Source organism: Arthrobacter sp. 05L421 (genome assembly GCF_056397785.1).
Map to the genome: position 1 here is coordinate 190610 of NZ_JBFTOC010000005.1, position 26020 is coordinate 216629.

The following is a 26020-nucleotide window of genomic DNA, read 5'->3' on the forward strand; positions in this document are numbered from 1 at the left end:
CGCTACTTCTGGGCTGCGAGTTGGTCGATCTTCTCGGCAGAGGCCTTGAACGCGGCGTCGACGCTTTCGTTGCCGAAGATCACGGACTTGGCGTAGGCGGTGCGGAAGGTCTGCCAGACCTCAACCGAGTTGGACACGTTGGGCACCTCGACAGTGTGGCTGGCCTGCTCCGCGAACTGCTTGTAGAGGGGGTTCTTGGCAAAGTAGTCCGCGTAGGTGGCCGGGAGGTCCTTGCGCATCGGCATCTGGCCGGTGTCCGCCAGGAGCTTGCCGTCCTGTTCCTTGCTGGTGGCAAACTTCATGACTTCCCATGCCGTGCCCTGGTTCTCGCAGGCGGAGTACATCGCGACGTTCTTCGCGTCCGAGAACGTGGAACCTTCAGTCTGGGCCTGCGCGGCCGGTACCGGCACGGCGCCCCAGTTGACCTTGTTCTTGTAGGCGGCGATGGCCCACGGCCCGGCCAGCGACATGGCCGCCTTGCCCTCGGCGAAGGAGTCACCCTGGTAGACCTCCTTGGAGGCCAGGTTTTCCTTGTACAGGGTCTGGAACATGGTGGCTACCTGCTTGCCCTGGTCGCTGTCGAAGGTGGCCTTGCCATCCTTGACCAGCGGAGCGCCCCCGGAGTTCGCGGCGTAGAACGGGTAGAAGTCGAACCAGGACTGGAAGAAGTCGCTGGCAGGGGACGGCCAGACCGCGTTCGCGGCGGCTCCGGACTTCACCAGGGTGCGGGCGGTGTCCAGGAATTCGGCCTGCGTGCCGAGCTTGGGGTGCGCGGCGTCCAGTCCGGCCTTGGTGAAGAGGTCCTTGTTGTAGAACAGGACCACGGGGTTGGACTTCCAGGGCAGCTGGTACATTTTGCCGTCGCCGGACTTGTACTGGTCGGCGAGGTCGCCGGTGCGGTCCTTGATGTACTGGGCGCCGTCGGGGAAGGAATCCAGCGGCACGAGTCCGCCCTGCTTCTGGAACTGCGGAACGGCGACCGGAGCGGTGTTGAAGACCAGGCACGGGGCATTGCCGGCAGTGATGGCCGCGCCGATGACTTCCTCGGAGCTCTTGCCGGCCGGGATCTGCTGGGCATCGATCTTCTGGTCCGGGTGGGCGGAGTTCCACGACTCCACCATGGCCTTGCCCCACTTGACCTCGAACTCGTTGTTTGAGTACCAGATCTTGATGGGACCCTTGGCAGTCGTGGCCGAATCGGCGGTGCCGCCGCTGGCGCCGCCGCCGCAGCCGGCCAGGCCCGCTCCCATGATGGTCAGTGCGGCCACGGACAAAACTCGCGTGGCAATTGAAAAGCGCTTCATTGCGTCTCCTTGGGAGGGGTTTCCTGACGGTGCATGCCAGGGTTAGGTGTGTTCAGGCAGGAAGAAAAATGAGGGTCGGCGGTTGTGGTTTCGGTCGACGGATACCGGTCAGTCAGGGGCCGGTCCGGTGGAGGCCCTGACCACCAGGCGGGGCGCCGGGAGGGCTGTATCCCCGCCCTGGTGGGTCCCGGCCAGCTGGTTCAGGAGGACTTGGGCTGAAACCCGCCCCCACAGCATGGGGTCGGTGGCCAGGGTGGTGAGCGGCGGGTTGAGGTACTGAGTGAACTCCGCGTTGTCATAGCCGGTGACGGAAAGGTCGCCCGGGACGCTGAGCCCGAGGGACTGCGCGTAGGACTGCCCGGCGGTTGCCATGAGGTCGTTGGCGTACACGATCGCGGTGGGCCGGTCCGCCCGGCGGAGCAGTTCCGCGGTGGCGGCCACTCCCCCCGCAGCGGTAAAGTCGGCGGCGGCAAAGTGGTCCGAGGGAAGACCGGCTGCGGCCAGCGCATCCTCCCAGGCCTGGCGGCGGCTCCGCCCGTGGATATACTCCTGGCCGCCGCCCACATGGGCGATCCGGCGGTGTCCGAGGGTCACGAGATGTTCCACCGCCGCGAAGATCCCGGCCGACTCGTCCACAGACACAGCCGGGAACGGGGAGCTGGCGTCGGGCCGGTTCAGCGTTACCGCAGGCAACTTCAGGTCAAGCAGCAGCGGGATGCGGGAGTCGTTGCTCCGGACATCGGTGAGGATCACGCCGTCGACCCTGCCGTTGTCCACCAGCTTGCGGTAGCAGCGTTCCTCGGCGCCCGGCGCCGTGGCGACGCTCAGGACCAGGGTGTAGTCGTGCTCGGCGAGCGCGGTCTCGATCCCGGCGATGAAGGCCGGGAAGAACGGGTCCGTTCCCAACAGGGAAGGGTCCCGGGCCACCACCAGGCCCAGCGCGTAGGCCTTGGCTGAGGACAGCCCTTTCGCCCGGAGGCTCGGCTTCCAGCCGAGGTCCTTGGCCACCCTGAGGATGCGGTCCCGGGTGTCCGGGCTGACCCCGGGCTGGCCGTTGAGGGCGTAGGACACGGCACCCTTGCTGACGCCGGCCGCTTGGGCGACGTCGCTGATGGTGACTGCCATGGGGCCATACCTTCCGGAGGTGGTTCTGAGGCAGCTTCCTGCACTGAACCGGTTAAGTGATGTCTACTACTAAACCGGTTCAGTTGCCGCTTGTCAAGGATGGATCCTGCCCAGCGCCGGCTCGTCGGCATCGGAGCCGACGCTCCGCCACGGCGTTTCAGCAGTTAGCTGGCCTATATTCGTAGGCTCCGGCGTCGGCCGCGCCATCGCTGCGGCAGCCGGCCTCCTGGTTGGCCGGCCGCCCGTCCAGGTCCATGGGGAACGGGCTGACCCCGGCCCGATCAATGGCCGGGCTTCCGGCGGAGAGGTGGAGATCGGCGGGTGCATTCACAAAGTCGGCGGGTTCGGTGGTGGAGGTGGCACTCGGAGCGATGTTGATGGGCCCGTTGAGGACATTCCCCTGTTCCGTCCAGCCTGCGCTGTCCATCCACAGGGCATTGCGGACCGCTACCAGGATGTTGCCCCGGATGATGGTGGAGGCCGGGCATGAGGCGTGGCAGACGAGGGCCTGGGAGTCCGGGCCGTCCAGCCATACGGTGTTGTATTCGAACGTGGTGCCGTTGGTCGGGCCGAAGGACGACGTCCTGCCGCGCGCGATCAGCCCCATGGCCTGGGAACAATTCGGGCCACAGGTGGACCGGACGAGGTTGTAGCTGTACGTGTTGCCGTCCGCTGTTCCGCCCCTTCCGCGGCCCAATTCGGAGAAGACGTTGTTGTCCACGGCCACATTGTGGTGGATCCGGTTCCGGTTGCCGTTGAAAATTTCGAACGCGCTGCCGTCGTGGCCAAAGTCGTAGGACACCGCGGTGGAACCGGTGATGGTGTTGCCGGCGAACTCGTTGTCGCTGCCGTTGATCAAGAAGCCGAAGGCGCCCGAATCATCGGTGCACTGCACCGCCGTCGCAGTGCCGCACCGCTCCCCCGGGGTATTGACGTTCATGATGTTGTTGTCAGCGAGCGTGTTGTTGGAATAGCTGCCAAAGTCGGAGCCGTCGCTCACCTTGATGCCCGCGGCATTGTTTGCCGCGGCGGAGTGCCGCACGGAGCTGTGGTCACCGTAGATGCTGAAGCCTGCATAGCCGCACGATTCCGCCCGCAGGCCGTCCACGGCGACGTAGTCGCCGTCGAGCCTGACGCAGGTGCCCGCCAGTCCCCCCGTAATTACGGGCAGATTGCCGCTGCCGTAGGCATTCAGGGTGATCTTGAGCCGGCTGGTGCCGCCCCGGCCGACCACCAGGCCTCCGGAGAAGATGTCTCCCCGCCGAAAGCTGACGGAGTCTCCGGGCCGCAACGCCGTGGCGTTGACCTTATCGAGGGTCGCCCAGGCCGATTGTGGCGATGTTCCGTCACTGGAGTCACTGCCGTCCCCGCTCACGTAATACGTGGCGCCCTCGGTCGAGGCCGGTGCGGATGCACCGCCGAGCAATCCGCCCAGGAACAGCAGGACGAGCAGCGTGGCGGCGGCTGTGGACTTGATCTTCATGGGTGCACCTGGGTTTTCGCCATGTATCCGCGGATCCGGGCGCCACCGCCGGCCGGCGGACCACATCGGCACCCTGAGGGGCTTAACGCTATGAGCGGGCGGGTACTAAGTCAACGCACGAGGAGATCAACGGGACAAGGAGCTGTAATGTTCGTTTTTGCTACTTGACGTTCTTTATTGTGCGATTATGATAGCTAATTATGTGAGCTGCTTCACGCCACCCGCGTTATTTCAAAGGAGAAATTATGACCATGCATGAAGACGCACTGCTCCGGGCCTCCAACCTAGGCGGGTGGGACCGGAGGACGCTGCTGAAGACATTCGGCGCCGGAGCAGTCGCGATGGCCGGCATTCCCCTGCTCACGGCATGTACGGGCGGCAGCGCACCTGCCGGCAGCGGCGCGAACACGGCCACCTTCGGTTCCGGCTCCTCGGACGAGGTCCCCAAGGCCGCCTACAAGGCGGTGACCGACGCGTTCCAGAAGAAGTCCGGCGTCGCGGTCACCACCAACGTGGTGGCTCACAATGACTTCCAGAACAAGATCAACACCTACCTGCAGGGCAGCCCGGACGATTCCTTCACCTGGTTCGCCGGTTACCGCATGCAGTACTACGCCGGCAAGGGACTGCTCGCCCCGATTGACGATGTCTGGGAGAAGGTCGGTGCAAACTACTCCGACGCCCTGAAGAAGGCCTCGACGGGCGCCGACGGCAAGATGTACCTGATCCCGAACTACAACTACCCCTGGGGCTTCTTTTACCGCAAGAGCCTCTGGACGCAAAAGGGCTACACCGTCCCCACGACGTTCGATGAGCTGAAGACCCTCGCCGCCAAGATGAAGGCCGACGGCCTGATCCCGATCGAATTTGCGGACAAGGACGGCTGGCCCGCCATGGGCACCTTCGACTACCTGAACATGCGCCTGAACGGCTACCAGTTCCACATGGACCTAACCGCGCACAGGGAAAGCTGGGACCAGAAGAAGGTCAGCGACGTCTTCGACACCTGGAAGGCCCTTCTGCCCTACCAGAACCCGAACGCCCTCGGCATGACCTGGCAGGACTCGGCGAAGTCCCTCGCGGACAAGAAATCCGGCATGTACCTGCTCGGCTCCTTCCTCACCCAGCAGTACACGGACAAGGCAATCGCCGACGACATCGATTTCTTCCCGTTCCCCGAGGTCGCGGTGGAGGGCCGGGACGCCATCGAGGCACCCATCGACGGCCTCCTGCTCTCCAAGAAGGGCGGCCAGAACCAGGCCGCCCGGGACTTCCTGGCCTACGTCGGCACCCCGGAGGGACAGGATGTGTACGCCTCGGTCGACTCGTCCAACATCGCCACGGCCAAGGGCGCTGATACGTCCAAATTCACTCCGCTGAACAAGAAACTGGCCGAGGCCATCAGCGGCGCCAAGAACATCAGCCAGTTCTTCGACCGCGATGCCCTGCCCGCCATGGCCAACAACGTGATGATCCCGGCCCTGCAGTCCTTCATCAAGGACGGCAACGTCGATGTGAAGAACCTGGAAGCCCAGGCCAAGTCCCTCTACGCCGCCCAGTAACGGCGTGTCTCAAGGCAAGGAATCTCCATGAGTGTCTCTACCAGTCCGTCCGCGCGGGGGCGCAAGGCAGCCGCTGCCCCCGCACGGCGGGTTCGGCGGCTGTCCGGCCGCGACAAAGTGGTGCTCGGCATGATGGTGGGCGTCCCCACGCTGATCCAGCTCGTATTGGTCTGGATCCCAACGCTCATGTCTGTCGGGTTGTCCTTCACCCGCTGGAACGGGCTGGAACTGACCGACATCAAGGCCGCCGGCGTCGAGAACTACCAGTTCATCGCCCAGGATTACCCGCCGTTTTGGCCGGCCATGCAGCACAACGTGCTGTGGCTGGCATTCCTGGCATTCGTCGCCACCCCATTGGGGCTGCTGCTGGCTGTGCTCCTGGACCAAAACATCCGCGGCACGCGGATCTACCAGAGCATCTTCTTCGCCCCGGTGATGCTGTCCCTGGCCCTGATCGGGATCATCTGGCAGCTGTTCTACAACCGTGACAGCGGCCTCTTGAACTTCCTCCTCGGCACGGCGGGCACGCCCCAGGCCGTCGACTGGTTCGGCGATTCCAGTGTCAACATTTGGGCTGCCCTCTTCGCGGCCACCTGGCGGCACGCCGGCTACGTCATGATCCTGTACTTGGCCGGGCTCAAGGGAGTGGATCCGACCCTGCGCGAGGCGGCCCAGATTGACGGTGCCAACGCGGCCCAGACCTTCTTCCGGGTGATCTTCCCGGCCATGCGCCCGGTCAACGTCGTCATCATCGTCATCACCGTCATCGAATCCCTCCGTGCGTTCGACATCGTCTACGTGATCAACCGCGGCACCAACGGCCTGGAACTCATCAGCGCCCTGGTCATCCAGAACCTGGTGGGCGAGGGGCAGGTGATCGGCATCGGCTCGGCGCTGGCAGTCATCCTGCTCGTCATCTCGCTGATCCCCATCACGTTCTACCTGTCCCGCGCGTTCGGAAAGGACAAAGAGGCATGAGCATCGCCCATCCAACCGACGCCGCGGCTGCTGGCACCCCGGCGGATGCCCGGGAGCGCAGCTCCGGGCCGGGCAGGACCGGCCCCCGGCCGGGCCGGCCGACCAACAACAAGCAGGGCAAGCGGCACTACGGCACCCACGTGTTCCTCATCGTCATGGCGGCGATCTGGCTGGTACCCCTGGGCTGGGCCATTTTCACAGCCCTGCGACCCAAGGCGGACACAGACAAGTACGGCTACTTCAGCACCGGCGGGGCCTTCAACTTCGACAACTTCATCCAGGCCTGGACGCAGGGCGGCTTTGCCCAGCTGTTCTGGAACTCGGTGCTCATCACGGTCCCGTCCGTGTTCCTGATCCTGTTCTTCGCCTCCATGATGGCGTTCGCCGTGAGCCGGGTGAGCTGGAAGTTCAACATCACCCTGCTGATCATGTTCACCGCCGGAAACCTGCTGCCCCCGCAGGTGCTGGCGGCGCCGCTCTTTGAAATGTTCAAGCACTTCGAGCTGCCCTATGCCATCAGCGATTCCGGGAACCTGCTCAACACGTACATCAGCGTGATTGCCGTGGACACCGCCTTCCAGATCGGCTTCGTGACGTTCGTCCTCTCGAACTATATGAAGGCCCTGTCCCCCGAATTGACCGAGGCAGCCCTGGTCGACGGCGCCGGCGTCTGGCGCCAGTACTGGGACATCATCCTGCCGTTGTGCCGCCCGGCGCTGGCCGCCATGGGCACGCTCGAGGTGATCTTTATTTACAACGACTTCTTCTGGCCCCTGCTCTTCATCCAAAGCGGCGACCGCCTTCCGGTGACCACCGCGATCAACAACCTCCAGGGCCAGTTCCTCTCCAACTACAACCTGATCGCCGCCGGCGCCATGATCACCGCCATTCCGGCCCTGATCATCTACCTGCTCCTGCAGCGCCACTTCGTGGCGGGCCTGACCCTCGGCTCCAGCAAAGGATAAACGTGGACAACAGCACCAACCACTCCATGGACTACATCACCGCCCGCCTCGGCTCCGAGGGCTCCCCGATGCTCGCATTCGGCGGAGACTACAACCCGGAGCAGTGGCCAGAGGAGACCTGGGACGAGGACGTCCGGCTGATGCGCGAGGCCGGCGTCAACCTGGTCAGCGTGGGCATCTTCAGCTGGTCTCTGCTTGAGCCATCCGAGGGCACTTACGAGTTCGGCTGGCTGGACCGGGTCCTGGACCTGCTGCACACGAACGGCATCCGGGTGGACCTGGCGAACGCCACAGCATCGCCGCCGCCGTGGTTCAGCCACAAGTACCCCGAGTCGCTGCCGGTCACGGCCGACGGCGTGCGGCACAGTTACGGTTCGCGGCAGGCCTTCGCGGCCTCGAGCGCCGAATACCGCCGCGCCGCCGCGGCCTTGACCGAGCAGATCGCCGTCCGGTACAAGGACCACCCCGCCGTCGTGATGTGGCACGTCCACAACGAGTACGGCTGCCACAACCAGCCGGATTTCTCCGACGGCGCGGCCGCAGGCTTCCGGCGCTGGCTCGAACTCCGGTACGGCAGCCTCGAGGCCCTCAACGCCGCCTGGGGCACCGCCTTCTGGTCCCAGCGCTACTCGGCCTGGGAGCAGATCCTGCCCCCGCGCACCTCCGGGACCTGGGTCAACCCGACCCAGCAGCTGGACTTCGCCCGCTACTCCTCCGATGAACTGCTCGAGTGCTACAAGGCCGAGGCCGCGATCATCCGCTCGCACTCAGGGCACCCGGTGACCACCAACTTCATGGGGTTCAACATGGGCCTGCACCAGCCCGTGGACTACTGGCGCTGGTCCGAGGAGATGGACGTGGTCTCCAACGACCACTACCTGATCGCCGAGGACCCGCGGAACTTCCAGGAACTGGCGGCAACCGCGGACCTCACCCGCGGCTGGGCCAAAGGCAAGCCGTGGCTGCTCATGGAGCATTCCACCTCCGCCGTGAACTGGCAGCCCCGCAACATCGCCAAAGCTCCCGGCGAGATGCTGCGCAATTCCCTGCAGCACGTTGCCCGCGGCGCCGACGGCGCGCTCTTCTTCCAGTGGAGGGCCTCGCGCGCGGGCGCCGAAAAGTTCCACTCCGGGCTGCTGCCGCATGCCGGCACGGACACCAAGGTTTGGCGCGAAGTGGTCCAGCTGGGCCAGACGCTGCGCAGCCTCGCCGAGGTCAGCGGCTCGGAGGTCACGGGGGCGTCCGGCCGGGTGGACGTCGCGATCCTCCACGATACCGACGCCCGCTGGGCCTCGGAACTGGACTCACACCCGAGCGTGGATGCCTCCAACATCGCCGAAACCCGGCGCTGGCACGATGCCTTCTACCGCGCCGGAATCCCCACCGACTTCCGCCAGAGCACCGATGACCTCTCTGGCTACCGGCTCGTGGTCGCGCCAATGCAGTACCTTGTGGGCGATGCCGGGGCAGCGAACCTGGACACTTACGTACGCGCCGGCGGTCACCTCGTGGTGACCTACTTCTCCGGTATCGTGGACGAAAATGACCACATCAGGCTCGGCAGCTACCCCGGCGCGTTCAGCGGGCTGCTGGGCGTCCGGATGGAAGAATTCTTTCCGCTGCGCGGCGGCGAAAGCGTCCGGCTCAGCGGCTTCGGGGCGGGCACTTGCTGGAACGAACTGGGGCGGGCTACCACCGCCGAGGTCCTCGCGGCCGTCGAAGAGGGACCGGCGGCCGGCTCTCCCGCCGTGACCCGCAACCGCGCCGGAAGCGGCCGCTCCTACTATGTCGCCACGACACTCGCCCCGGAGGGCCTGGGCGAACTGCTCGGCGTCGTCTGCGCCGATGCCGGGGTGCAGCCCCTCGTTCCGGAACTGCCGGACAATGTGGAAGTTGCCCGGCGCAGCAAGGACGGGACCGACTGGACGTTCTGCATCAACCACGGGAGCCACGACGTCCGGCTGCCGCTGGAAGGCGTCGACCTGCTCACCGGCGCCGAACTCGACGGCGGGCTCGGCCTTCCGGCCGGAGGGGTCGCCGTCGTCCGTTCCCGCGCCGCCCAACTGGTCGGAACCTCCGCCAGCCACTCAAGCCAGTCAAGCCAGTAAGGACTCCACATGCTAGCCGCAGCCCGCCATTCCGCCATCCTCGCAGAGGTCCAGCGTGAGCGGATCGTCCGTGTCGCGGACCTCGCCAAGATGCTCGGCGTCTCGCTGATGACGGTGCGGCGGGATATCGAGGCCCTCGACGCGGCGGGCGCCCTGGAGAAGATCCATGGCGGGGCCAAGCTGCCCGGCGGAGCCGGCACCCACGAGCCAGGCTTCGAGCTGAAGGTGACCCAGCTCAAGGACGAGAAAATGGCGATAGCGCAGGAGGCGGCCGCACAGGTACGCGAGGGCATGGCGGTGGGGCTCAGCGCCGGCACCACCACCTGGGCGCTGGCTCAACTGCTGTCCACGGGCCCGCGGATCACTGTGGTCACCAACTCGGTGCGGATCGCCGATGTCTTCCACCAAAGCTCGTCCCCGTCCACCGTGATCCTGACCGGCGGCGAGCGCACCCCCTCCGATGCCCTCGTCGGGCCGCTGGCCACGGCCGCCCTCAAACAGCTGCACCTGGACGTGCTGTTCCTCGGCGTCCACGGGGTCGACGCCGACGCCGGGTTCACCACTCCCAACGTCCTGGAAGCCGAAACCGACCGGGCCTTCGTCACCGCGGCCCGCCGGGTGGTGGTGCTGGCCGACCACACGAAGTGGGGCACCCTCGGCATTAGCACCATCGCCAGCCTGGAGGACGCTGACGAACTGATCAGCGACGACCTCCTGGGCGGTGAGGCCCGGCGCATTCTCGGCGAGCGCGTCGGCCGGCTCCGTCTGGCCAGTACCGGCGACGCCCGCGCGGCGAACCCCACAGCAGCCGCAGGCTGACCGGCACGGCCCCGCCCACCCCAACCACTACGCCTGGAGCTACCGTGAACAACCCGGACCTCACCCTTGCCGCCGAGACCCGCTCCCACGGCGTCCCGGACCTGTTGCCGCTAGATCTGGAGCCGTTGTACCTTCGACGGTCCGGAACGTCCCTGCTCATCGACTTCAGCACGGGCGAGGCCGCCATGGTGCACTTCGGCGCCGACCTCGGCCCGGACCTGCCGGACCTTTCGCTGCTCACCGACCCCGTCCCGCGGTCGGCCCTCGACATCCCGGTCGCGCTGGGGCTGATCCCGCAGGCGTCCTCCGGCTGGCGCGGGCGGCCCGGCCTCCGCGGCCACCGGAACGGCCAGGCGTTCTCGGCCCGGCTGCGCGTTATCAGCGTCGAGCGTTCCGGCGGGGTGCGTTCCGGCCGCGACGCTTCCGGCGAGGACGGTTCCGGCGAGGCAGACTGCTCTGCGGTCATCATCCAGGCCGACCCAGACGCTGGTGTCAGCGTCCGCACGGAGATCAGGATCAACGACGGCGGCCTGCTCCAGATCCGGCACCGGCTCCACAACGACGGCGCCGGCCCGTACAGCCTTGACGAACTCGCGGCCGTGCTGCCGGTGGGCCGCGCCGGCACAGAAATCCTGGACCTGACCGGCCGCTGGTGCCGGGAGTCCCACCCCCAGCGCCTGCCGCTGCACCAAGGCACCTGGGTCCGCTCGGGCCGGCACGGCCGTACCGGCCATGACGCCTCACTCCTCCTGGCAGCCGGCACCCCCGGATTCGGCAACCGCCACGGGCAGGTGTGGGCCGTGCACCTGGGGTGGAGCGGCAACCACGAGAGCTTCGTAGACGCCGCCGCGGATGGCCGGACCGTCATTGGCGCTTCGGAACTGCTCGGCGCCGGCGAGATCAGCGTGCCCCCGGACGCCAGCTACGAGACCCCGTGGCTGTTCGCGGCGTACTCCGCCGCGGGCCTGGACGGCGTCAGCGATGCTTTCTACAAATGGTTCCGCGGCCGCCCCCACCACCCGGGCGTGCGGTCCGGCAAAGCCCGTCCCGTGGTTCTCAACGTCTGGGAAGCGGTGTATTTCGACCACCGGTTGCCGGTGCTGCTCGATCTCGCCGAATCCGCCGCCCGGCTGGGCGTGGAACGCTACGTCCTCGACGACGGCTGGTTCCGCGGCCGGCGCAACGACCAGGCCGGCCTCGGCGACTGGTACGTCGACGGGGACCTCTGGCCCGGCGGCCTGACCCCGCTGATCGACGCGGTTACCGGCCACGGCATGGAATTCGGCCTCTGGGTCGAACCCGAGATGGTCAACGAAGACTCCGATCTGGCCCGCGCCCACCCGGACTGGATCGCCGGTCCGGCTCCGCGCCCCGCCGGGGGCAGCCAGGCAGGCCGGCTGCCGGAACAGTGGCGGCACCAGCAGGTCCTCGATCTCGTCAACCCGGAGGCCTGGCAGTACATCTACGACAGGCTCGATGCCCTGCTGAGCGAGCACCGGATCAGCTATCTCAAATGGGACCAGAACCGGGACCTGACCGAAATGGGCCATGGCGGCCGCCCCTCGGTGCACGCCCAGACACGGGCCGTGTACCGGCTCCTCGACGAGCTCCGTCTGGCCCACCCGGACGTCGAGATTGAAAGTTGCTCCTCGGGGGGCGCCCGCGTGGATCTCGGAATCCTGGAACGCACCGACAGGGTCTGGGCCTCGGACTGCAACGATGCCCTGGAACGGCAGACCATCCAGCGCTGGACCGGCATGGTGGTGCCGCCGGAGCTGGTCGGATCGCACATCGGCCCCACCACGAGCCACACCACCACGCGAACGCACGATCTCTCCTTCCGCGCGATCACCGCGATGTTCGGCCACTTCGGCCTCGAATGGGATGTCCGGCACCTCACCGATTCAGAGCGCACCGAGCTTGCCGGGGCGATCGCGCTGTTCAAGAAGTACCGTCCCCTGCTGCACAGCGGGCGCATGGTACGGGCCGACGAGCCCGATCCGACCCTCCGGCTCCACGGCGTCGTGTCCCACGACGGCGGCGAGGCCCTCTACGCCCTGGTGTCCCTGGCGACGTCGTTCGCCGAAGTCCCGGGGCGGGTCTGCCTGCCGGGGCTGCTGGCGGACGCCACCTACCGGGTGGACGCGGTTTACCCCGCGGCGGATGACAAGCGGGCGTTCCTGCAGGCAGCGTCTCCGGCGTGGCTTGCCGGCGGCATCGAGGCAACCGGGCGGTTCTTGGCTGAGTCCGGTCTCCCCATGCCTGTCCTGAACCCGGAGCACGGGCTGCTCCTGGCCGTCCACCGTGTCACTGCTGTCGCCCCAGCCGCAGCCGGCAGCCACCCCGTGAGGAACTCCTGACCATGGGCCAGATTACGAAACGCTCCCATAAGCTCTCCGACGGCCGGGACATCATCTACTTCGATGATGCCGATACCCTCCTGCCCCCGGACCGGGGGGAGGACCTGCGCGCGCCGGCGCTCCGTCCGCCCACGGCCACCATGCGCCAAGACGTCCTGACCGGGGAGTGGATTTCGATCGCGGCCGCCCGGCAGAACCGGGTGGTCCTGCCGCCCTCGCACCTGGATCCGCTGGCCCCGGCGTCGCCGGAGAATCCCTCGGAAATCCCGAGCCTCTACGACGTCGCCGTCTTCGAAAATAAGTCCCCGTCCTTCGGACCGGAGCTGGCAGGGGCCGCCGCGCCGGAGGGCCTGGATGACCTCGCCCTGGTGGGGCTGGGGCGCAGCCGGCAGTCTGTGGGCCGGTGCGAAGTGGTGTGCTTCTCCCCCGAACACACGGGTTCCCTGGCGCGGCTGCCGCTGTCCCGGATGCGCACTGTGGTGGAAGCCTGGGCGGACCGGACGGCGGCGCTGTCCGCGCTGCCCGGCGTCGAACAGGTTTTCCCGTTCGAGAACCGCGGCGAAGCGATCGGCGTGACGCTGCACCACCCGCATGGACAGATCTACGCCTACCCGTACATCACACCGCGCACGGCCCAGCTGGTCCGCACGATCGAGAGCTACGGCGGCTCGCTGTTCAAGGACATCCTCAGCTTCGAGCAGAAATCCGAGCGGGTGCTGCTCCAGGGCGAGCACTGGACGGCGTTTGTCCCGTTTGCCGCGCGCTGGCCGCTGGAAGTGCACATCCTCCCGCACCGGCACGTCCCGGACCTCGCCGCCACGACGGATGAGGAACGCGATGAGTTCTCCCGTTTGTACAGCCGGCTCCTGCGCGGCGTCGATGCCCTCTATGACACGCCCACTCCGTACATTTCGGCGTGGCACCAGGCTCCCGTCCACGCCCACCGGGACGACATCCGGCTCATGCTGCAACTGACGTCGCCCCGCCGGGAGGAGGACAAGCTCAAATACCTGGCAGGGTCGGAGGCCGCGATGGGCGCATTCATCGCGGACATCCCGCCGGAAACGGCAGCCGCCCGGCTCCGCGAGGCCATGGAAAGGGCCCGGCTCGAGCCGTACCGCCCCGGGCCCTTCCTCCCGGACCCATTCCGCCCGGAACTGCCGGCAACAGAACAGGAAGCCGCCCAGCCATGAACGAGGTCCTTCAACTGGGAAGTGAGTACTTTTCCAGCCAGTTCGGCGGCGCGCCGGACGGTTTGTGGTCGGCGCCCGGACGGGTCAACCTGATCGGCGAGCACACGGATTACAACGGCGGCTTCGCGTTTCCGATCGCAATCGACAAACGCACCACGGTAGCGGCCCGCGCCCGCGCAGACCGTCTGCTCAGGGTCGCAAGCAGTTCCTTCCCCGGAGTGGTGGAGGTGAGCCTGGACCACCTGGACCCGGATGCCCTCACCGGCTGGGCCGCCTACCCGCTGGGCGTGGCCTGGGCGATCGCTGGCGGTGCGTCCGGCAGCGCCGCGGCCCGGATGTCCGGCGTGGACCTGGCGCTGACCTCGGATGTCCCGGCCGGTGCCGGGCTGTCGTCCTCTGCCGCCGTCGAATGCGCCACGGCCCTGGCGTTGAACGATCTCTGGGAGTCGGGGCTGGAGCGGCAGGAACTGGCCCGGATCGGCCAGCTGGCCGAGAACCGGGTGGTCGGCGCCCCCACCGGCATCATGGACCAGTCGGCCTCGCTCCTGGGCGAAACGGATCATGGCATCCTGCTCGACTGCCAGAGCCTGTTGACCGAGACCGTCGCCCTTGGCTTCGCCGGCGCCGGTGTGGGGCTCCTGGTGATCGACACCCGCACCAGCCATTCCCATGCCGACGGCGGCTATGCCAGCCGCCGCCGGTCCTGCGAGGACGGCGCCCGCCGCCTCGGCGTCGGCAGCCTGCGGGCACTGGGCCCGGACGATCTCCCCCGCGCCGCGGCACAGCTCGACGGACAGACCTACCGCCGGGTGCGCCACATCATCACGGAAAACCAGCGGGTGCTCGACACCGTCGCGGCCCTGCGGACCTCGGGACCCGGCGCCATCGGGCCGTTCCTGAATGAATCGCACCTGTCCATGCGGGACGACTTCGAGATCTCCACCCCCGAGCTCGACCTCGCCGTGGCCAGCGCGCAGGAACTGGGCGCCATCGGCGCGAGGATGACCGGTGGCGGCTTCGGCGGGGCCGCCCTGGCCCTGGTCCGGAACGACGACGCCGGCACGGTGGCCCGGGGCATTGCCCGCGAGTTCGCCCGCGCCGGGTACACGGCTCCGCACATCTTCCCCGTCACCGCGTCCGAGGGTGCGCGCCGGGAACTGTAGCCTGGGACGGCGTTAGGCTGGCGGGCTCTTAGGCCCGCACCAGCCGGGCGGCGTCGGCCAGAAGTTCCACGGAGCGCAGCCGGGCCTCAGTGCCTGTGCTCTGGTGCGCCACGATCAGTTCGTCGGCGTCGGCGTGCGCCGTGAATTCCTCGAGGTACGCCAGGACGGCATCGGGAGTGCCGACGGCGGAGTACTTCATCATCTGCGCCATGTGCTGGCCCTGCGGCGAGTCCAGGATCATGTCCGCCTCGTCGTCGCTGAACACGCGGCCGTTGCCGAAGAACAGGGAAACCCTGGCGCGCTTGGTGGCCTGGAACATCGCCTGGGCGTCTGCGGCCGTATCCGCGGCGATGACGTTGACGCCGGCGATCACGTGCGGGGCTTCGAGCTGGGCGGAGGGCCGGAATTCGCGGCGATAGACGGCCACGGCGTCCTGCAGCGCGTTGGGCGCGAAGTGCGAGGCGAAGGCGTAGGGCAGGCCCAGCTGGGCGGCCAGCCTGGCGCCGAACAGGGACGAACCCAGGATGTACAGCGGCACATTCGTGCCCTTGCCTGGGGTGGCCTCCACGCCCTGGATCCGGGTGGGCCCGGTCAGGTAGCCCTGGAGCTCCAGGACGTCCTGGGGGAAGCTGTCTGCCGACATCGGATCGCGGCGCAGGGCGCGCATGGTGTTCTGGTCACTGCCCGGCGCCCGACCCAATCCCAGGTCGATCCTTCCGGGGTGCAGGGTCTCGAGCGTGCCGAACTGTTCCGCGATGGTCAGCGGCGAGTGGTTGGGCAGCATCACGCCACCGGCACCAAGCCGAATGCTGGAGGTGTGGGCAGCGACGTGGGCGATCAGCACGCTCGTGGCGGACGAGGCGATCGAGGACATGTTGTGGTGCTCGGCGTACCAGATCCGACTGTATCCCCTGTCCTCGGCGAGCTGGGCCATGGCCACGCTTCCGGCGAAGCTCTCCGCCGCCGTCTGGCCCGGGCCGATGGTTGCGAGATCAAGAATGGAAAGCGGAACAGTCACGGAAAAGCCGGCCTTTCGTAGCGGGGCAGTGTGCGGGCCGGAGTTTGGGACTGCGGTCCTGGTCGACGCCGGGTTTCCGGCGCGGGCACACTGGCTTCAACGACGGCGGAGCCCGGGATATTTCTGCCCATATTTCAGGACCGCTATATCTGCGCTGCTACGTCTGCACAGCCATGGCTGCACTGCTGCAGCTACACGGCTGTAGCTACACGGCGCGGACGGTTCACGCCGGTCCGGCCTGATGCCGACTGCTGCTTGCGGGCGTCTGTTGCTCTTCTACTTCTGCTTCGACCTCAGCGGTTCAGCGGGATCAGCTGCACGAGTGGTTGTAGTCGAGGCCACCGGAGATGTATTGCGTCATCGAGACACGGCCGCGCGCGGTGAGCGCGGGGAGGGCACAGTTCGCCTTGGCGCCGGCCGCCGATCGCGCTCCAGCGAGCCAGGTCGGCAATCCTGCCAGCGGGCTGGTGAACTTCACGGCTCCGACGACCTCCCCCCCACTGGTAGGCATTGGAGTAGAGGCCCACGCGGGCGCCGATCTTCTTGAAAGAGGCGGTCATTCCTTCCAGGACGGCGACGTTGGCGGCCTTGTCCGCCTGCCAGGTGTTTTCCGTTTCCACATCCAGCCACCAGAGGTAGGACTGCGGGTTCCTGACCCCGCGGCGCTTGGCGTCGTCGGACGCCTTGGCCCACCCGTACATGTAGGAACAGGCTTTGAACGACCCCAAGGCGCAGTTGCCGTAGGGGTTGGTGACCTTCACGCCGTCGTAGATGTTCGATGTGGGCCACCAGGACCCCTGCCGCCCGGGGTTCGCGGTGTTGACGTACAGGGCTACCTTCGGCTGCGCCGTCCCTGCGAGGGACTCTGCGGTCTTCGCCCAGGCCAGCTGGCTTGCCAGGCACGGGTTGGTGGTGTTGGCCAGTCCGTAATTGACGCCGACGATTGCAAAGGCAGGATGCTTTGCCGGGGTCTTACCGCACTGCGGCCAGGACACATCGATTCCGGGTCCCGAGGAGCTGGCCGTAAGGGCCGACGCAGCGCTTCCGCCCAGAAGGACAAGGCCGAGGGTCACCACAAAGGCCAGTACGATGCGCGGGAACGAGTTGGGCATGCCACAGTCTAAGGGCAGAGTCGCTAATCGGTGGCGTAATTCAGCAACGGTGCCGAATTTCCTCAGAGGCGCCCACAGGACCGCGCGGACAGCTTCCGGAATCGGCGCGGCCTGGACATGGGATGTGGTGCGGGACGGGAACCTCATCACGGGACAGAACCCGCAGTCCTTCGAGGCCCGGCCAAGGAAGTCCTCAGGGGCCTCGCCGAATGGGCGGGTCTTTGCCGGGTCAGGGAGCACCGGACCCGGCTAAGCTAACCGCATGGCCATCAAATCCACCGCAGATAAAGTCGCGACGATCCAGAAGGGCTACACCCTGGACGGACCCACGATCGAGCTCGGGGCGGCGATCGTCGATGGCGAACTCCACAAGGATGCCCCCGTCCGGCTGCCGCTCGCGATGATGAACCGGCACGGCCTCGTGGCCGGGGCGACAGGCACCGGCAAGACCGTCACGCTGCACATGATGGCCGAACAGCTCTCCACGGCGGGGGTGCCCGTGTTCCTTGCCGACATCAAAGGCGACCTCTCCGGGCTGGCCACCGCGGGCACAGGCAGCGACAAGCTCCTGGCCCGCACGGAGAGCATCGGCCAGGCCTGGTCCGGAAAGACCTTTCCGGTGGAGTTCCTTGCCCTCGGCGGCGACGGCAACGGCATCCCGGTCCGCGCCACCATTACGTCTTTCGGCCCCATCCTGCTCTCCCGGGTCATGGACCTGAATGAGACCCAGGAATCCAGCCTCCAGCTCGTCTTCCATTTCGCGGACAAGAACAACCTGGAGCTGATCGACCTCAAGGACCTGCGGGCCGTGATCCAGTTCCTGACCTCGGCCGAGGGCAAGGACGAGCTCGAGGAACTCGGCGGCCTCTCCAAGGCAACCGCGGGCGTGATCCTGCGCGAACTGATCACGCTCGAGGCGCAGGGCATGGAGAAGTTCTTCGGCGAACCCGAGTTCGACACCGCTGAACTGCTGCGTACGGCGCCGGACGGCCGCGGCGTGGTCAGCTGCCTGGAGCTGCCGACGCTGCAGACCAAACCCATGCTCTTCTCAACGTTCCTCATGTGGCTGCTGGCCGATCTTTTTGAGGACCTGCCAGAGGCGGGGGACCTCGACAAGCCCAAGCTCGTGTTCTTCCTGGATGAGGCGCACTTGCTGTTCAACGGCGCTTCAAAGGCCTTCCTCGACGCCATCACCACCACCGTCCGGCTCATCCGGTCCAAGGGCGTCGGCATCTTCTTCGTGACGCAGACCCCCAAGGATGTCCCCGCCGATGTCCTCGGCCAGCTGGCCAACCGGGTGCAGCACGCCCTCCGCGCCTACACCCCGGAGGACGCCAAGGCCCTCAAGGCCACCGTGTCCACGTTCCCGACCAGCGACTACGATCTCGAGGAGACCCTCACCACCGCCGGCATCGGCGAGGCCGTCATCACCGTCCTGAATGAGAAGGGCGCTCCGACGCCTGTGGCGCTCACCCGGCTCCGCGCCCCGGAATCCGTAATGGGTCCCAGCACCGACGCCCTGATCTCCAGCACAGTTGCCGCCTCCGCGCTCCTGCCCAAATACGGCACCGCCGTCGACAACATCTCGGCCTACGAGAAGATCACCGGCAAGGGCGCTGCCCCCACCGGGCCGGCCGCCGGGACCGCACACCAGGGCGGTTCCTCCGGCAGTGCGGGCCAGGGCGGCGGCTTGGACCCCAACGCCGTCGACGCCGAAGCCCGACGGATTGAGGAAGAAATCCTTGGCCGCCCTAGCAGCCGGCCCGCGCCGGCGCCGGGGACACCCGAGCACGCGAAATCGCCCCAGCCGCGGGCCCCCCGCCCGGCGCAGCCGACGGACGCCGGCGGTGGCCTCGGCGGCGGGATCGGCGGTGACCTCGCTGGAGCCCTCGGCGGAGGCCTGAAGAGCATGGCCCGATCGCTGGGGACCCAACTTGGCCGGGAGCTGCTCCGCGGCGTCTTCGGCACTTCCTCCTCGAAGCGCCGCCGGCGCTAGGGATAAGCGCGGCGGAGTCCAACGGAATGGTCCTGGCTCCGCTAGCCGGACGGCGGTCAGCCATGCTCCGCGTCACAGATGGAGACGGCGACGCGGAGATTCCTGTGGGGTGCAGGTAACGTAAGAATCGTGCAGATGAGTCAGTCGTTGGTCAAAATCGCAGCAGTGTGGCTGCTCGGACTGATGCTTGCCGTGGCCGGGGCCGTCGTGTCCATCAACCTGGTGAACAACTCCGTTGCCGGTCCCCAGCAGCCAGTCCGCGAATATCTCAGCGCCCTGCAAAAGGGCGAGGGCGAAAAGGCGTTGGGGCTCTTGCGCGCCTCCGTGCCACAAAGCAACCCGGCGATGCTCGACGGAACCGCCCTGCAAACCGCGGCCGCCCGCATTTCCGACGTCAAGCTTGGTGACCCTGAAGAGCGCGGCGCGAACCAGGTCATAGTGCCCATGGACTACACGATCGACGGCAGCCATCTGCGGACAGAGTTCCTGCTGGAACGCTCCGGGACCGAGTGGCTGTTCTTCCATAAATGGTCTTTCGTCCCGGCTGCGCTGCCCGTCCTGGACGTCACCGTGGTCAACTCCAGCGAAGCCACCGTCAACGGGGTACCGGTAAACATGCCCAACGGCCGCAACTCCTTTGCTGTCTTCTACCCCGGCGAGTACGAGGCCGCGCTGAACGGCCAGTACTTCTTCGCCCCGGCTACCCGGGCAACCGTGACGGGCGGGGAAGCGCGCCCGGCCTCGCTGAACCTGCTGACCGAGGCCACCGGCGCCCTGAAGGAGGCCGTGAGCGGCAAGGTCAAGGAATTCCTGGACTCCTGCGCCGCTGAGGCCGACAAGCAGCAGAAGCTGCAGCCCGACTGCCCGTTCTACCACGCCACCAACAACCGCGTGATGGACGGGACCATTGACTGGAGCATCACGGACTACCCCACCGTCAGCATCGAGCCGTTCGGCGGCCGCTGGGTAGTCGCGCCCTTGGACGGCAAGGCCCGGATCAAGGCCCGCCAGGTGGACCTGTTTACGGGCGCCCCGTCCGACATCAACTCAGTCCACGATTTCAGCTTCACGACCCGCCTGGACATCGACGGCGACACCGTCAAGCTCACGCCGCAGCTGAACTACTAGACCCTGGGCAGGAGCGCCTTGTCAGGCCTGCCGCGGGCCCTTCTCGTCACGCGGCGCAGACGTTGAGCCATCCCGAAAGCACGGCACCTTGAAAATCCTTTCACTGCCCCCGGGAGTCGACGGCGGCGGGATTCCACGCCCACAGGGTCCGGCGAAAGCCAAAGGCTGCTGCCCGTGACGCGAGGTCACGGACAGCAGCCTTTTGATCAGCACTGGCTTGATCGGCGCCGGCGCAGCGGCCAAGTGTTTCGGCTCAGTCCATTCCGCGCAGGTCCAGGACCAGCTCGGTGTCGCCGTCGGCCTGCAGGAGCACGGGGATGCCCCAGTCCTGCTGGTAGAGGTGGCAGGCAGCGTGGTCCGGGATCTCGCCGTCGGCGTCTTCGGGTCCGTCGCACGCCGCCGCGCGGGCGGTGATGTGCAGGACGCCATCGGGAACGTCGGGGGACAGCTCCAGAGTGCGCAGGAGCCCCACGGATGTCCCGCCGCCGGACACCAGCAGTTCGGGCGGTGTGGACGAGACCTTCAACTGGGTGGGATCGCCCCAGCGGTCATCCAGCTTCTGCCCGGTGGGCGCCGTGAAGCGGACCGCCAATTCCAGCGGCCCGGGCGCCACGGGGCTCTTGGGCCGGTGGGTTTGCGCCGCGCCCTCGTCCACCTGCTGGGCTTCCTTCGGGATGGGCACGTACACCAGCTGGTGCTTGTTCGCCTCGACCACCACCAGCAGCGGCTCGGCTCCGGCGACCTGGGTGTGGTCCACAATGACGTCCGAGGGCTCGGACAGCCCGCGCGCCAGCGTGGAGACCGTGCCCGTTGCCGGGTCGTAGCGGCGGACCGCGCCGTTGTACGTGTCCGCGATGGCCACGGAGCCGTCCGGAAGCACCGTCACGCCGAGCGGGTGCTGCAGCCGGGCCTCTGCGGCGGCGCCGTCGCGGAAGCCGAAGTCGAACAGGCCCTTGCCCACGGCCGACTCGACGGTGATGATGCCGGCGTCGTCAATGACGAGTTTGCGCAGGGCGGAGGTCTCGGAGTCAGCCACCCAGATGCTGCCGTCGGCATCCTCGGCGAGGCCGGAGGACTGGGCGAACCAGGCTTCGGCGGCCGGGCCGTCCAGGAGCCCCTCGAGGCCGTTGCCGGCGATGATCTTCACGGCGCCGGAGGTCGGCTCGAAACTGAAGATCTGGTGCACTCCAGCCATCGCCACCACCACGGCGTTGAGTTTGGTGGACCAGACGACATCCCACGGCGAACTCAGTGACACCGCAAGAGGGTCCGCCTCGAGCCGGGTACCGTAGGCGGTGCCCTCCTCATCCACACGGGCCGGGCCGGTTTCCAGCAGCCGCTGCACGCCATTGCCAGCCAGCGTCCGGACCGTTCCGTCCGCGAGGGAGAGCCCGCGGAGCCGGTGGTTCACGGTGTCGGCAATGACGACGTCGTAGCCGGTCTCGGCGGCGACGTCCTCGGGCAGGAGTACCAGACCCTGCGGCTCATTGAACCGCGCGGCGGCGGCGTTGCCGTCGGCGTGGCCTTTTTCACCGGAGCCGTAGGTGGCCAGCACCGTCTCAAAATCGGTGGAGAGTTCCACGAGCCGGTGATGGCCGGTGTCGGTCACCAGCCACGAACCGTCTCCGGCACTGCCGACGCCGCGCCCGTCCGGCAAGAACAGCGCCTTGCCCGGGAAGCGCAGCGTGCCCGACGTCGGTTCCGGCGCCACATAGGGACCGTCGCCGCGGTGCAGGGTGCCCCTGGCCTCATGCTCGGCGATCAGTTCGGGGATGAGGACGGCGAGGCCGTCCGCGTGGCCTTCACCGGAGAGGTGCGCCACGATGTAGCCCTCGGGATCGATGACCACCAGGGTGGGCCACGCCCGGGCCGTGTAGGCCTTCCAGGTGTCCAGCTCGGGGTCGTCGAGGACCGGGTGGCGGATCTCGTAGCGTTCGACGGCGGCCGCCAGTGCCACGGGATCGGCCTCGTGCTCGAACTTGGGCGAATGCACGCCGACCGTCACGAGGACATCCGAGTACTGCTGCTCGAGCGGACGGAGTTCGTCCAGGACGTGCAGGCAGTTGATGCAGCAGAAGGTCCAGAAGTCCAGCAGCACAATCTTGCCGCGCAGGGATTCGAGGTCCAGGGACTTGCCGCCGGTGTTCAGCCAGTTGCGGCCCACGAGTTCTGAGGCGCGGACCCGGAGGTGGGTGCGTACGGTTTCGGTCATGAGCGTCCTTCCAGCTTTGAATTGCGTTCGGCAAGCCTGGCGTCGCGATCGGCCAGCTTGGCAAACATATCGTTGTAAGCGGTGAGATCGGCGTCGTTATTCCTGTCCGCCGCCCGGTCCGTGCGTTTGGACTCGCGCGCGTCGGATCGGGACCACATAACGGCGACGCCGATCGCCACCAGCAGGGTTGGCACTTCGCCGATGCCCCAGGCCACGGCACCGCCCATCTGCTGGTCCAGCAGGGCCGAGGGGCCCCACGTCCGCCCAAGGTTGCCGAAGTAGTCCGCGGCCAGCAGCCCCGTCCCGCCCATGATGGCGACGCCGAAGAACGCGTGGAAGCCCATGGTGGCCAGCAGCAGCAGCAGCCGCATGGGGTACGGTGCGCGGCGCGGCAGCGGATCGGTGCCGATCATAGTGAGCACGAAGATGTAGCCGGTGAGCGCGAAGTGCAGGTTCATGAGCTCGTGGCCCACGTGGTCCCGCATCGCGTAGCCGAACGCGTCGGAGTAGTAGAAGAGCACGATGGAGCCGGCGAAGTTGGCGGCCGCGAACAGCGGGTGGGTCACCAGTTGCGAGAACTTGGAGTGGATGAAGATCATCAGCCACTCACGCGGTCCACGCGAACTGTCCCGCCGCGGCGTGAGCGCCCGGAGCGCCAACGTCACGGGGGCGCCGAGGACCAGGAAGATGGGGGCCACCATGGTCAGGGCCATATGGTCCACCATGTGCGCGGAAAACAACACCCTGCCGTAGACCGACGGCGGCCCCGAGGTCACGTAGGTGAGGACCATGAGCCCGATCACCCAGTTGACGGTCCGGAACCAGGACCACGAGTCGCCGCGTTGCAGCACCTTCCGGACACCGAGGACGTAGGACACCAGGGCAAAGAGTGCGACGGCGACCCAGAGCCAGTCGAGCCGCCACTCAGTGAGCCATCGCTCCGGGGTCAGTTCCGGCGGCAGCTCGTAGCCGGAGAGGATGAAGGCCGGTGACGCGTCGGGGGCGAAGGTAGTGGGCTGCGGCGGGGCCGAGCGCCCCAAGGCCACGGCGATCCCGGACGTCGCTCCCATGATGAGCAGCTCCACGATCACCAGCTGCCACAGGACTTGGCGCGCTGACCTGCCCATGCCGCGGTTGCCCAGCTGCGGGATGACCCAGCGGCGGTGCATGAGTCCGATGCCGCCCAGCACAAGGACCGCCGCCGTTTTGGCGAGGATCAGTTGCCCGTAGGACGACCCGAAAAGGTCTGCCCAGGTGGTGAGGCGGATGCTGGCGTTGATCACGCCTGAGGCGAAGACCAGAGCGAAGGCAAAGCCCGCAAGGGATGAGAACCTCCGCAGGGTTGGCTCGATGATGTCGGCGGTCCGCGGGGATGCACCCGAACTGCGCCCGCCGGCGCCGGTGCCGCCCAGGACGCCGGAAAGGACCGCCAGCATGATGATGCCGCCGACCCAGGCCGATACGCCTACCAGGTGCAGGCCGAGTGAGTTGATAGCGCCCTCGTGGTCGCTGGAGCTTGAGGAGTGCCCGATCAGGGCCGCGGGGACCAGCCCGATCAGCGACAGGACCAGCGTCAATGCCAGCCCGCCGCGGGAGCGCACCCCGAACAGGGCGGTGGTGACGACGGCTGCGATGATCACGACAGCCAGCCAGGCGCGTCCGGTTTCGAGGTCCGTCATGAAGTACACGAGGGAACGGGTGAATTCCGGATCCCCGGAGATGCCCTGCCCTGCAATGTCCGCGTAGCCCAGGACCAGCACAGAGATCGCGGAGAGCGTCCAGACGGCGCCCGCCGCCGCGGCCACGGCCAACGCCCGGGTGAAGGCCGGATGTTCCGGGGCGTCCTGATCCTTGGACCGGGAGCCGTTCCTGTTCCGCGGGAGGATCCCGACGGCGAAGATAAGGCCGCCGATCACGGTGGCCACGGCGATGTTGTGGACCGCTTTGCTCACCGGCAGCCCCCAACGCACCAGTGCACCGGGATCGGAAACTTCGCGGGCGGCCGCCGCACCGGAAAAGATCAGTGCCGCGATCAGGCCCACAAACAGCGCGCCGAGGCCGGCGAGCAGCCAAGCCCGGGAAATCCCGTCGGAACCCTGGCCAGGGCCGCGCGGGTCCCCTAGGGGAACGGGCGCTGCGGTTGTGGGCGTGGGATTTGCTGCGGAAGGCACACCTCCATTGTCCGCTACGCCGCCCTGCTCAGCGAATCGGTCCCCCACGGTTCGGCCGTGGGGGTCGGTCCGGGCGAACGGGCGGGGGACAGTCGGGGATGGGCGCCGATCGCGCGGTGGAGGTGCGGAGCACGTGCGGGGAACGCAAAAGGAGCGGCAACCCGAGGGTTGCCGCTCCTTTCAAGCCTGCGAAGAAGAACTACTTCTTCTTGGCGACTGCAGCCTTCAGCTTGGAGCCGGCGGTCAGCTTGACGCTGTGGCCAGCGGCAATCTGGATGGTCTCGCCGGTCTGCGGGTTGCGGCCGGTGCGAGCTGCACGGTCGGTGCGCTCGACTGCGAGCCAGCCCGGGATGGTGATCTTTTCGCCCGCGGCGACAGAGGTCTCGAAGACCTCGAACAGTGCGTCGAGCACGGAGTTGACTGCTGCCTGGCTGGTGCCGGCCTTGCCTGCGACCTCTGCAACAAGTTCACTACGGTTCTTAGCCATTTATGTCCTCCTGGACGGTCATGATTTTTGGAGCCTGCACACGGCATGCGTACAAGCCACTGTTCGAAAACTTACCAGCTTGGCGCCTCAGAGGTGGCAAATTCCGCGTGTTTTCGGCGTTTTTTGGGGAAAATCACTGGAATCGACGCCGATCGCGGCCAAATTGCGCCGAGAGCGGACGCCCCTTCGCCGGCGCCGATTCAACGAGATCCTCCACCGTCCTCGCCGGCGGACTTTGCACCGCCTGCGTAGCGGACCGGAGCGACCGCGTGGGAGGCCGGGACCAGGCTTCTGGTGGCATGTCTTGAGGTCTGAATACAGGAGGGCTTTGATGTGGCCCAAGGCCATGGCAGGCGGTCCTGGCGGGCGTTATGTTACGTGGGTTAAGTCCCAAAAGCCCCCGATGCGCGCAGGGGACCTGCGGGGGCTTCGGGGGGCTAAAACGCCGGGCCCCCGACGTGGTTGGATCCTCGACCGTGAATGGTGTTCGTCTGGTGACCTGCAGTGAGGCGCCCCTGCGGCGAGGCTCCCCCGCGTTCGGGGTGTTCGACGGCGGCGCCCGGTTTGGGTTGCCGTGTGTCAGAACTGCCCGTCTGACCCGTCGGCGGTTCTTGTCCCAACTGGCTGGCAGCAGGGGCCGTTCTGGGCCTCCAAAACGGCCCCTGCTGCGGGTCAGTTGTGTTGCGTCGGTTAAATGCGGGAGGACCCCCAACGTGGTTGGGGGTCCTCGACCGTTAATGGTGTTCCGGCGGTGACCTACTCTCCCACACCCTCCCGGGTGCAGTACCATCGGCGCTGTGGGTCTTAGCTTCCGGGTTCGGGATGGGACCGGGCGT

18 protein-coding genes and 1 rRNA gene are annotated in these 26020 nt (G+C 67.2%); 10 read left to right on the forward strand and 9 right to left on the reverse strand.

From position 1 onward, the window contains the following. Nucleotides 1-2 precede the first annotated feature (2 nt). The 3 genes from AC1DKQ_RS08945 to AC1DKQ_RS08955 all read right to left on the reverse strand — a co-directional run bounded on the left by AC1DKQ_RS08945 (nt 3) and on the right by AC1DKQ_RS08955 (nt 3912). Nucleotides 3-1304, reverse strand: coding sequence for an ABC transporter substrate-binding protein (locus AC1DKQ_RS08945; RefSeq protein WP_476885867.1), 1302 nt, complete (start codon nt 1302-1304; stop codon nt 3-5). A gap of 108 nt (nt 1305-1412) precedes the next feature. Beyond that, nucleotides 1413-2429, reverse strand: coding sequence for a LacI family DNA-binding transcriptional regulator (locus AC1DKQ_RS08950; RefSeq protein WP_476918759.1), 1017 nt, complete (start codon nt 2427-2429; stop codon nt 1413-1415). A 157-nt stretch (nt 2430-2586) separates the two neighbouring features. Then, nucleotides 2587-3912: a right-handed parallel beta-helix repeat-containing protein gene (locus AC1DKQ_RS08955; RefSeq protein WP_476918760.1), complete on the reverse strand. Its 1326-nt coding sequence runs from the start codon at nt 3910-3912 to the stop codon at nt 2587-2589. Between the two features lie 245 nt (nt 3913-4157). Here AC1DKQ_RS08955 and AC1DKQ_RS08960 point away from each other — a divergent pair, with 245 nt between their 5' ends. The 8 genes from AC1DKQ_RS08960 to galK all read left to right on the forward strand — a co-directional run bounded on the left by AC1DKQ_RS08960 (nt 4158) and on the right by galK (nt 15060). Then, complete coding sequence (locus AC1DKQ_RS08960) at nt 4158-5474, forward strand: ABC transporter substrate-binding protein (protein ID WP_476918761.1); 1317 nt, start codon at nt 4158-4160, stop codon at nt 5472-5474. A 27-nt stretch (nt 5475-5501) separates the two neighbouring features. After that, complete coding sequence (locus AC1DKQ_RS08965; RefSeq protein ID WP_476918762.1) at nt 5502-6452, forward strand: carbohydrate ABC transporter permease; 951 nt, start codon at nt 5502-5504, stop codon at nt 6450-6452. After that, complete coding sequence (locus AC1DKQ_RS08970) at nt 6449-7417, forward strand: carbohydrate ABC transporter permease (protein WP_476918763.1); 969 nt, start codon at nt 6449-6451, stop codon at nt 7415-7417. Before AC1DKQ_RS08965 ends, AC1DKQ_RS08970 begins: the two co-directional genes overlap by 4 nt. 2 nt (nt 7418-7419) lie before the next feature. Further along, a complete protein-coding gene (locus AC1DKQ_RS08975; RefSeq protein WP_476885861.1) occupies nt 7420-9525 on the forward strand; it encodes a beta-galactosidase in 2106 nt (701 codons plus the stop codon). A 9-nt stretch (nt 9526-9534) separates the two neighbouring features. Beyond that, nucleotides 9535-10344 (forward strand): DeoR/GlpR family DNA-binding transcription regulator, encoded by an 810-nt coding sequence (locus AC1DKQ_RS08980; protein ID WP_476885860.1) that lies wholly within the window; start codon nt 9535-9537, stop codon nt 10342-10344. Between the two features lie 116 nt (nt 10345-10460). Next, a complete protein-coding gene (locus AC1DKQ_RS08985) occupies nt 10461-12704 on the forward strand; it encodes an alpha-galactosidase (RefSeq protein ID WP_476918773.1) in 2244 nt (747 codons plus the stop codon). Nucleotides 12705-12706: 2 nt separating this feature from the next. Further along, complete coding sequence (galT, locus tag AC1DKQ_RS08990; protein WP_476918764.1) at nt 12707-13897, forward strand: galactose-1-phosphate uridylyltransferase; 1191 nt, start codon at nt 12707-12709, stop codon at nt 13895-13897. Next, a complete protein-coding gene (galK, locus tag AC1DKQ_RS08995; RefSeq protein WP_476918765.1) occupies nt 13894-15060 on the forward strand; it encodes a galactokinase in 1167 nt (388 codons plus the stop codon). The genes galT and galK overlap by 4 nt, the downstream gene beginning before the upstream one ends. A gap of 28 nt (nt 15061-15088) precedes the next feature. Here the strand turns inward: galK and AC1DKQ_RS09000 are convergent, their stop codons facing one another. Together AC1DKQ_RS09000 and AC1DKQ_RS09005 are read right to left on the reverse strand one after the other, a co-directional pair. Further along, a complete protein-coding gene (locus AC1DKQ_RS09000; protein ID WP_476885857.1) occupies nt 15089-16078 on the reverse strand; it encodes an LLM class flavin-dependent oxidoreductase in 990 nt (329 codons plus the stop codon). A 293-nt stretch (nt 16079-16371) separates the two neighbouring features. Continuing rightward, nucleotides 16372-17190: a glycoside hydrolase family 25 domain-containing protein gene (locus tag AC1DKQ_RS09005; protein ID WP_476918766.1), complete on the reverse strand. Its 819-nt coding sequence runs from the start codon at nt 17188-17190 to the stop codon at nt 16372-16374. Nucleotides 17191-17452: 262 nt separating this feature from the next. Here AC1DKQ_RS09005 and AC1DKQ_RS09010 point away from each other — a divergent pair, with 262 nt between their 5' ends. Both AC1DKQ_RS09010 and AC1DKQ_RS09015 read left to right on the forward strand, forming a co-directional pair. Then, nucleotides 17453-19186: a helicase HerA-like domain-containing protein gene (locus tag AC1DKQ_RS09010; RefSeq protein WP_476918767.1), complete on the forward strand. Its 1734-nt coding sequence runs from the start codon at nt 17453-17455 to the stop codon at nt 19184-19186. Nucleotides 19187-19321: 135 nt separating this feature from the next. Continuing rightward, the gene (locus AC1DKQ_RS09015; RefSeq protein ID WP_476918768.1) at nt 19322-20314 is read left to right on the forward strand and encodes a hypothetical protein; all 993 of its coding nucleotides are present in this window, start codon (nt 19322-19324) and stop codon (nt 20312-20314) included. A gap of 253 nt (nt 20315-20567) precedes the next feature. Here AC1DKQ_RS09015 and AC1DKQ_RS09020 read toward each other — a convergent pair whose 3' ends face one another. The 4 genes from AC1DKQ_RS09020 to rrf form a co-directional block, all read right to left on the reverse strand. Then, nucleotides 20568-22526: an NHL domain-containing thioredoxin family protein gene (locus AC1DKQ_RS09020; protein WP_476918769.1), complete on the reverse strand. Its 1959-nt coding sequence runs from the start codon at nt 22524-22526 to the stop codon at nt 20568-20570. After that, a complete protein-coding gene (locus AC1DKQ_RS09025; RefSeq protein WP_476918770.1) occupies nt 22523-24697 on the reverse strand; it encodes a bifunctional copper resistance protein CopD/cytochrome c oxidase assembly protein in 2175 nt (724 codons plus the stop codon). Before AC1DKQ_RS09025 ends, AC1DKQ_RS09020 begins: the two co-directional genes overlap by 4 nt. A 199-nt stretch (nt 24698-24896) precedes the next feature. Next, entirely contained in the window at nt 24897-25184 is a 288-nt protein-coding gene (locus tag AC1DKQ_RS09030) for an HU family DNA-binding protein (protein WP_011776355.1), read from the reverse strand. A 743-nt stretch (nt 25185-25927) separates the two neighbouring features. Beyond that, a 5S ribosomal RNA gene (gene rrf / locus AC1DKQ_RS09035) occupies nt 25928-26020 on the reverse strand; the annotation flags it as partial.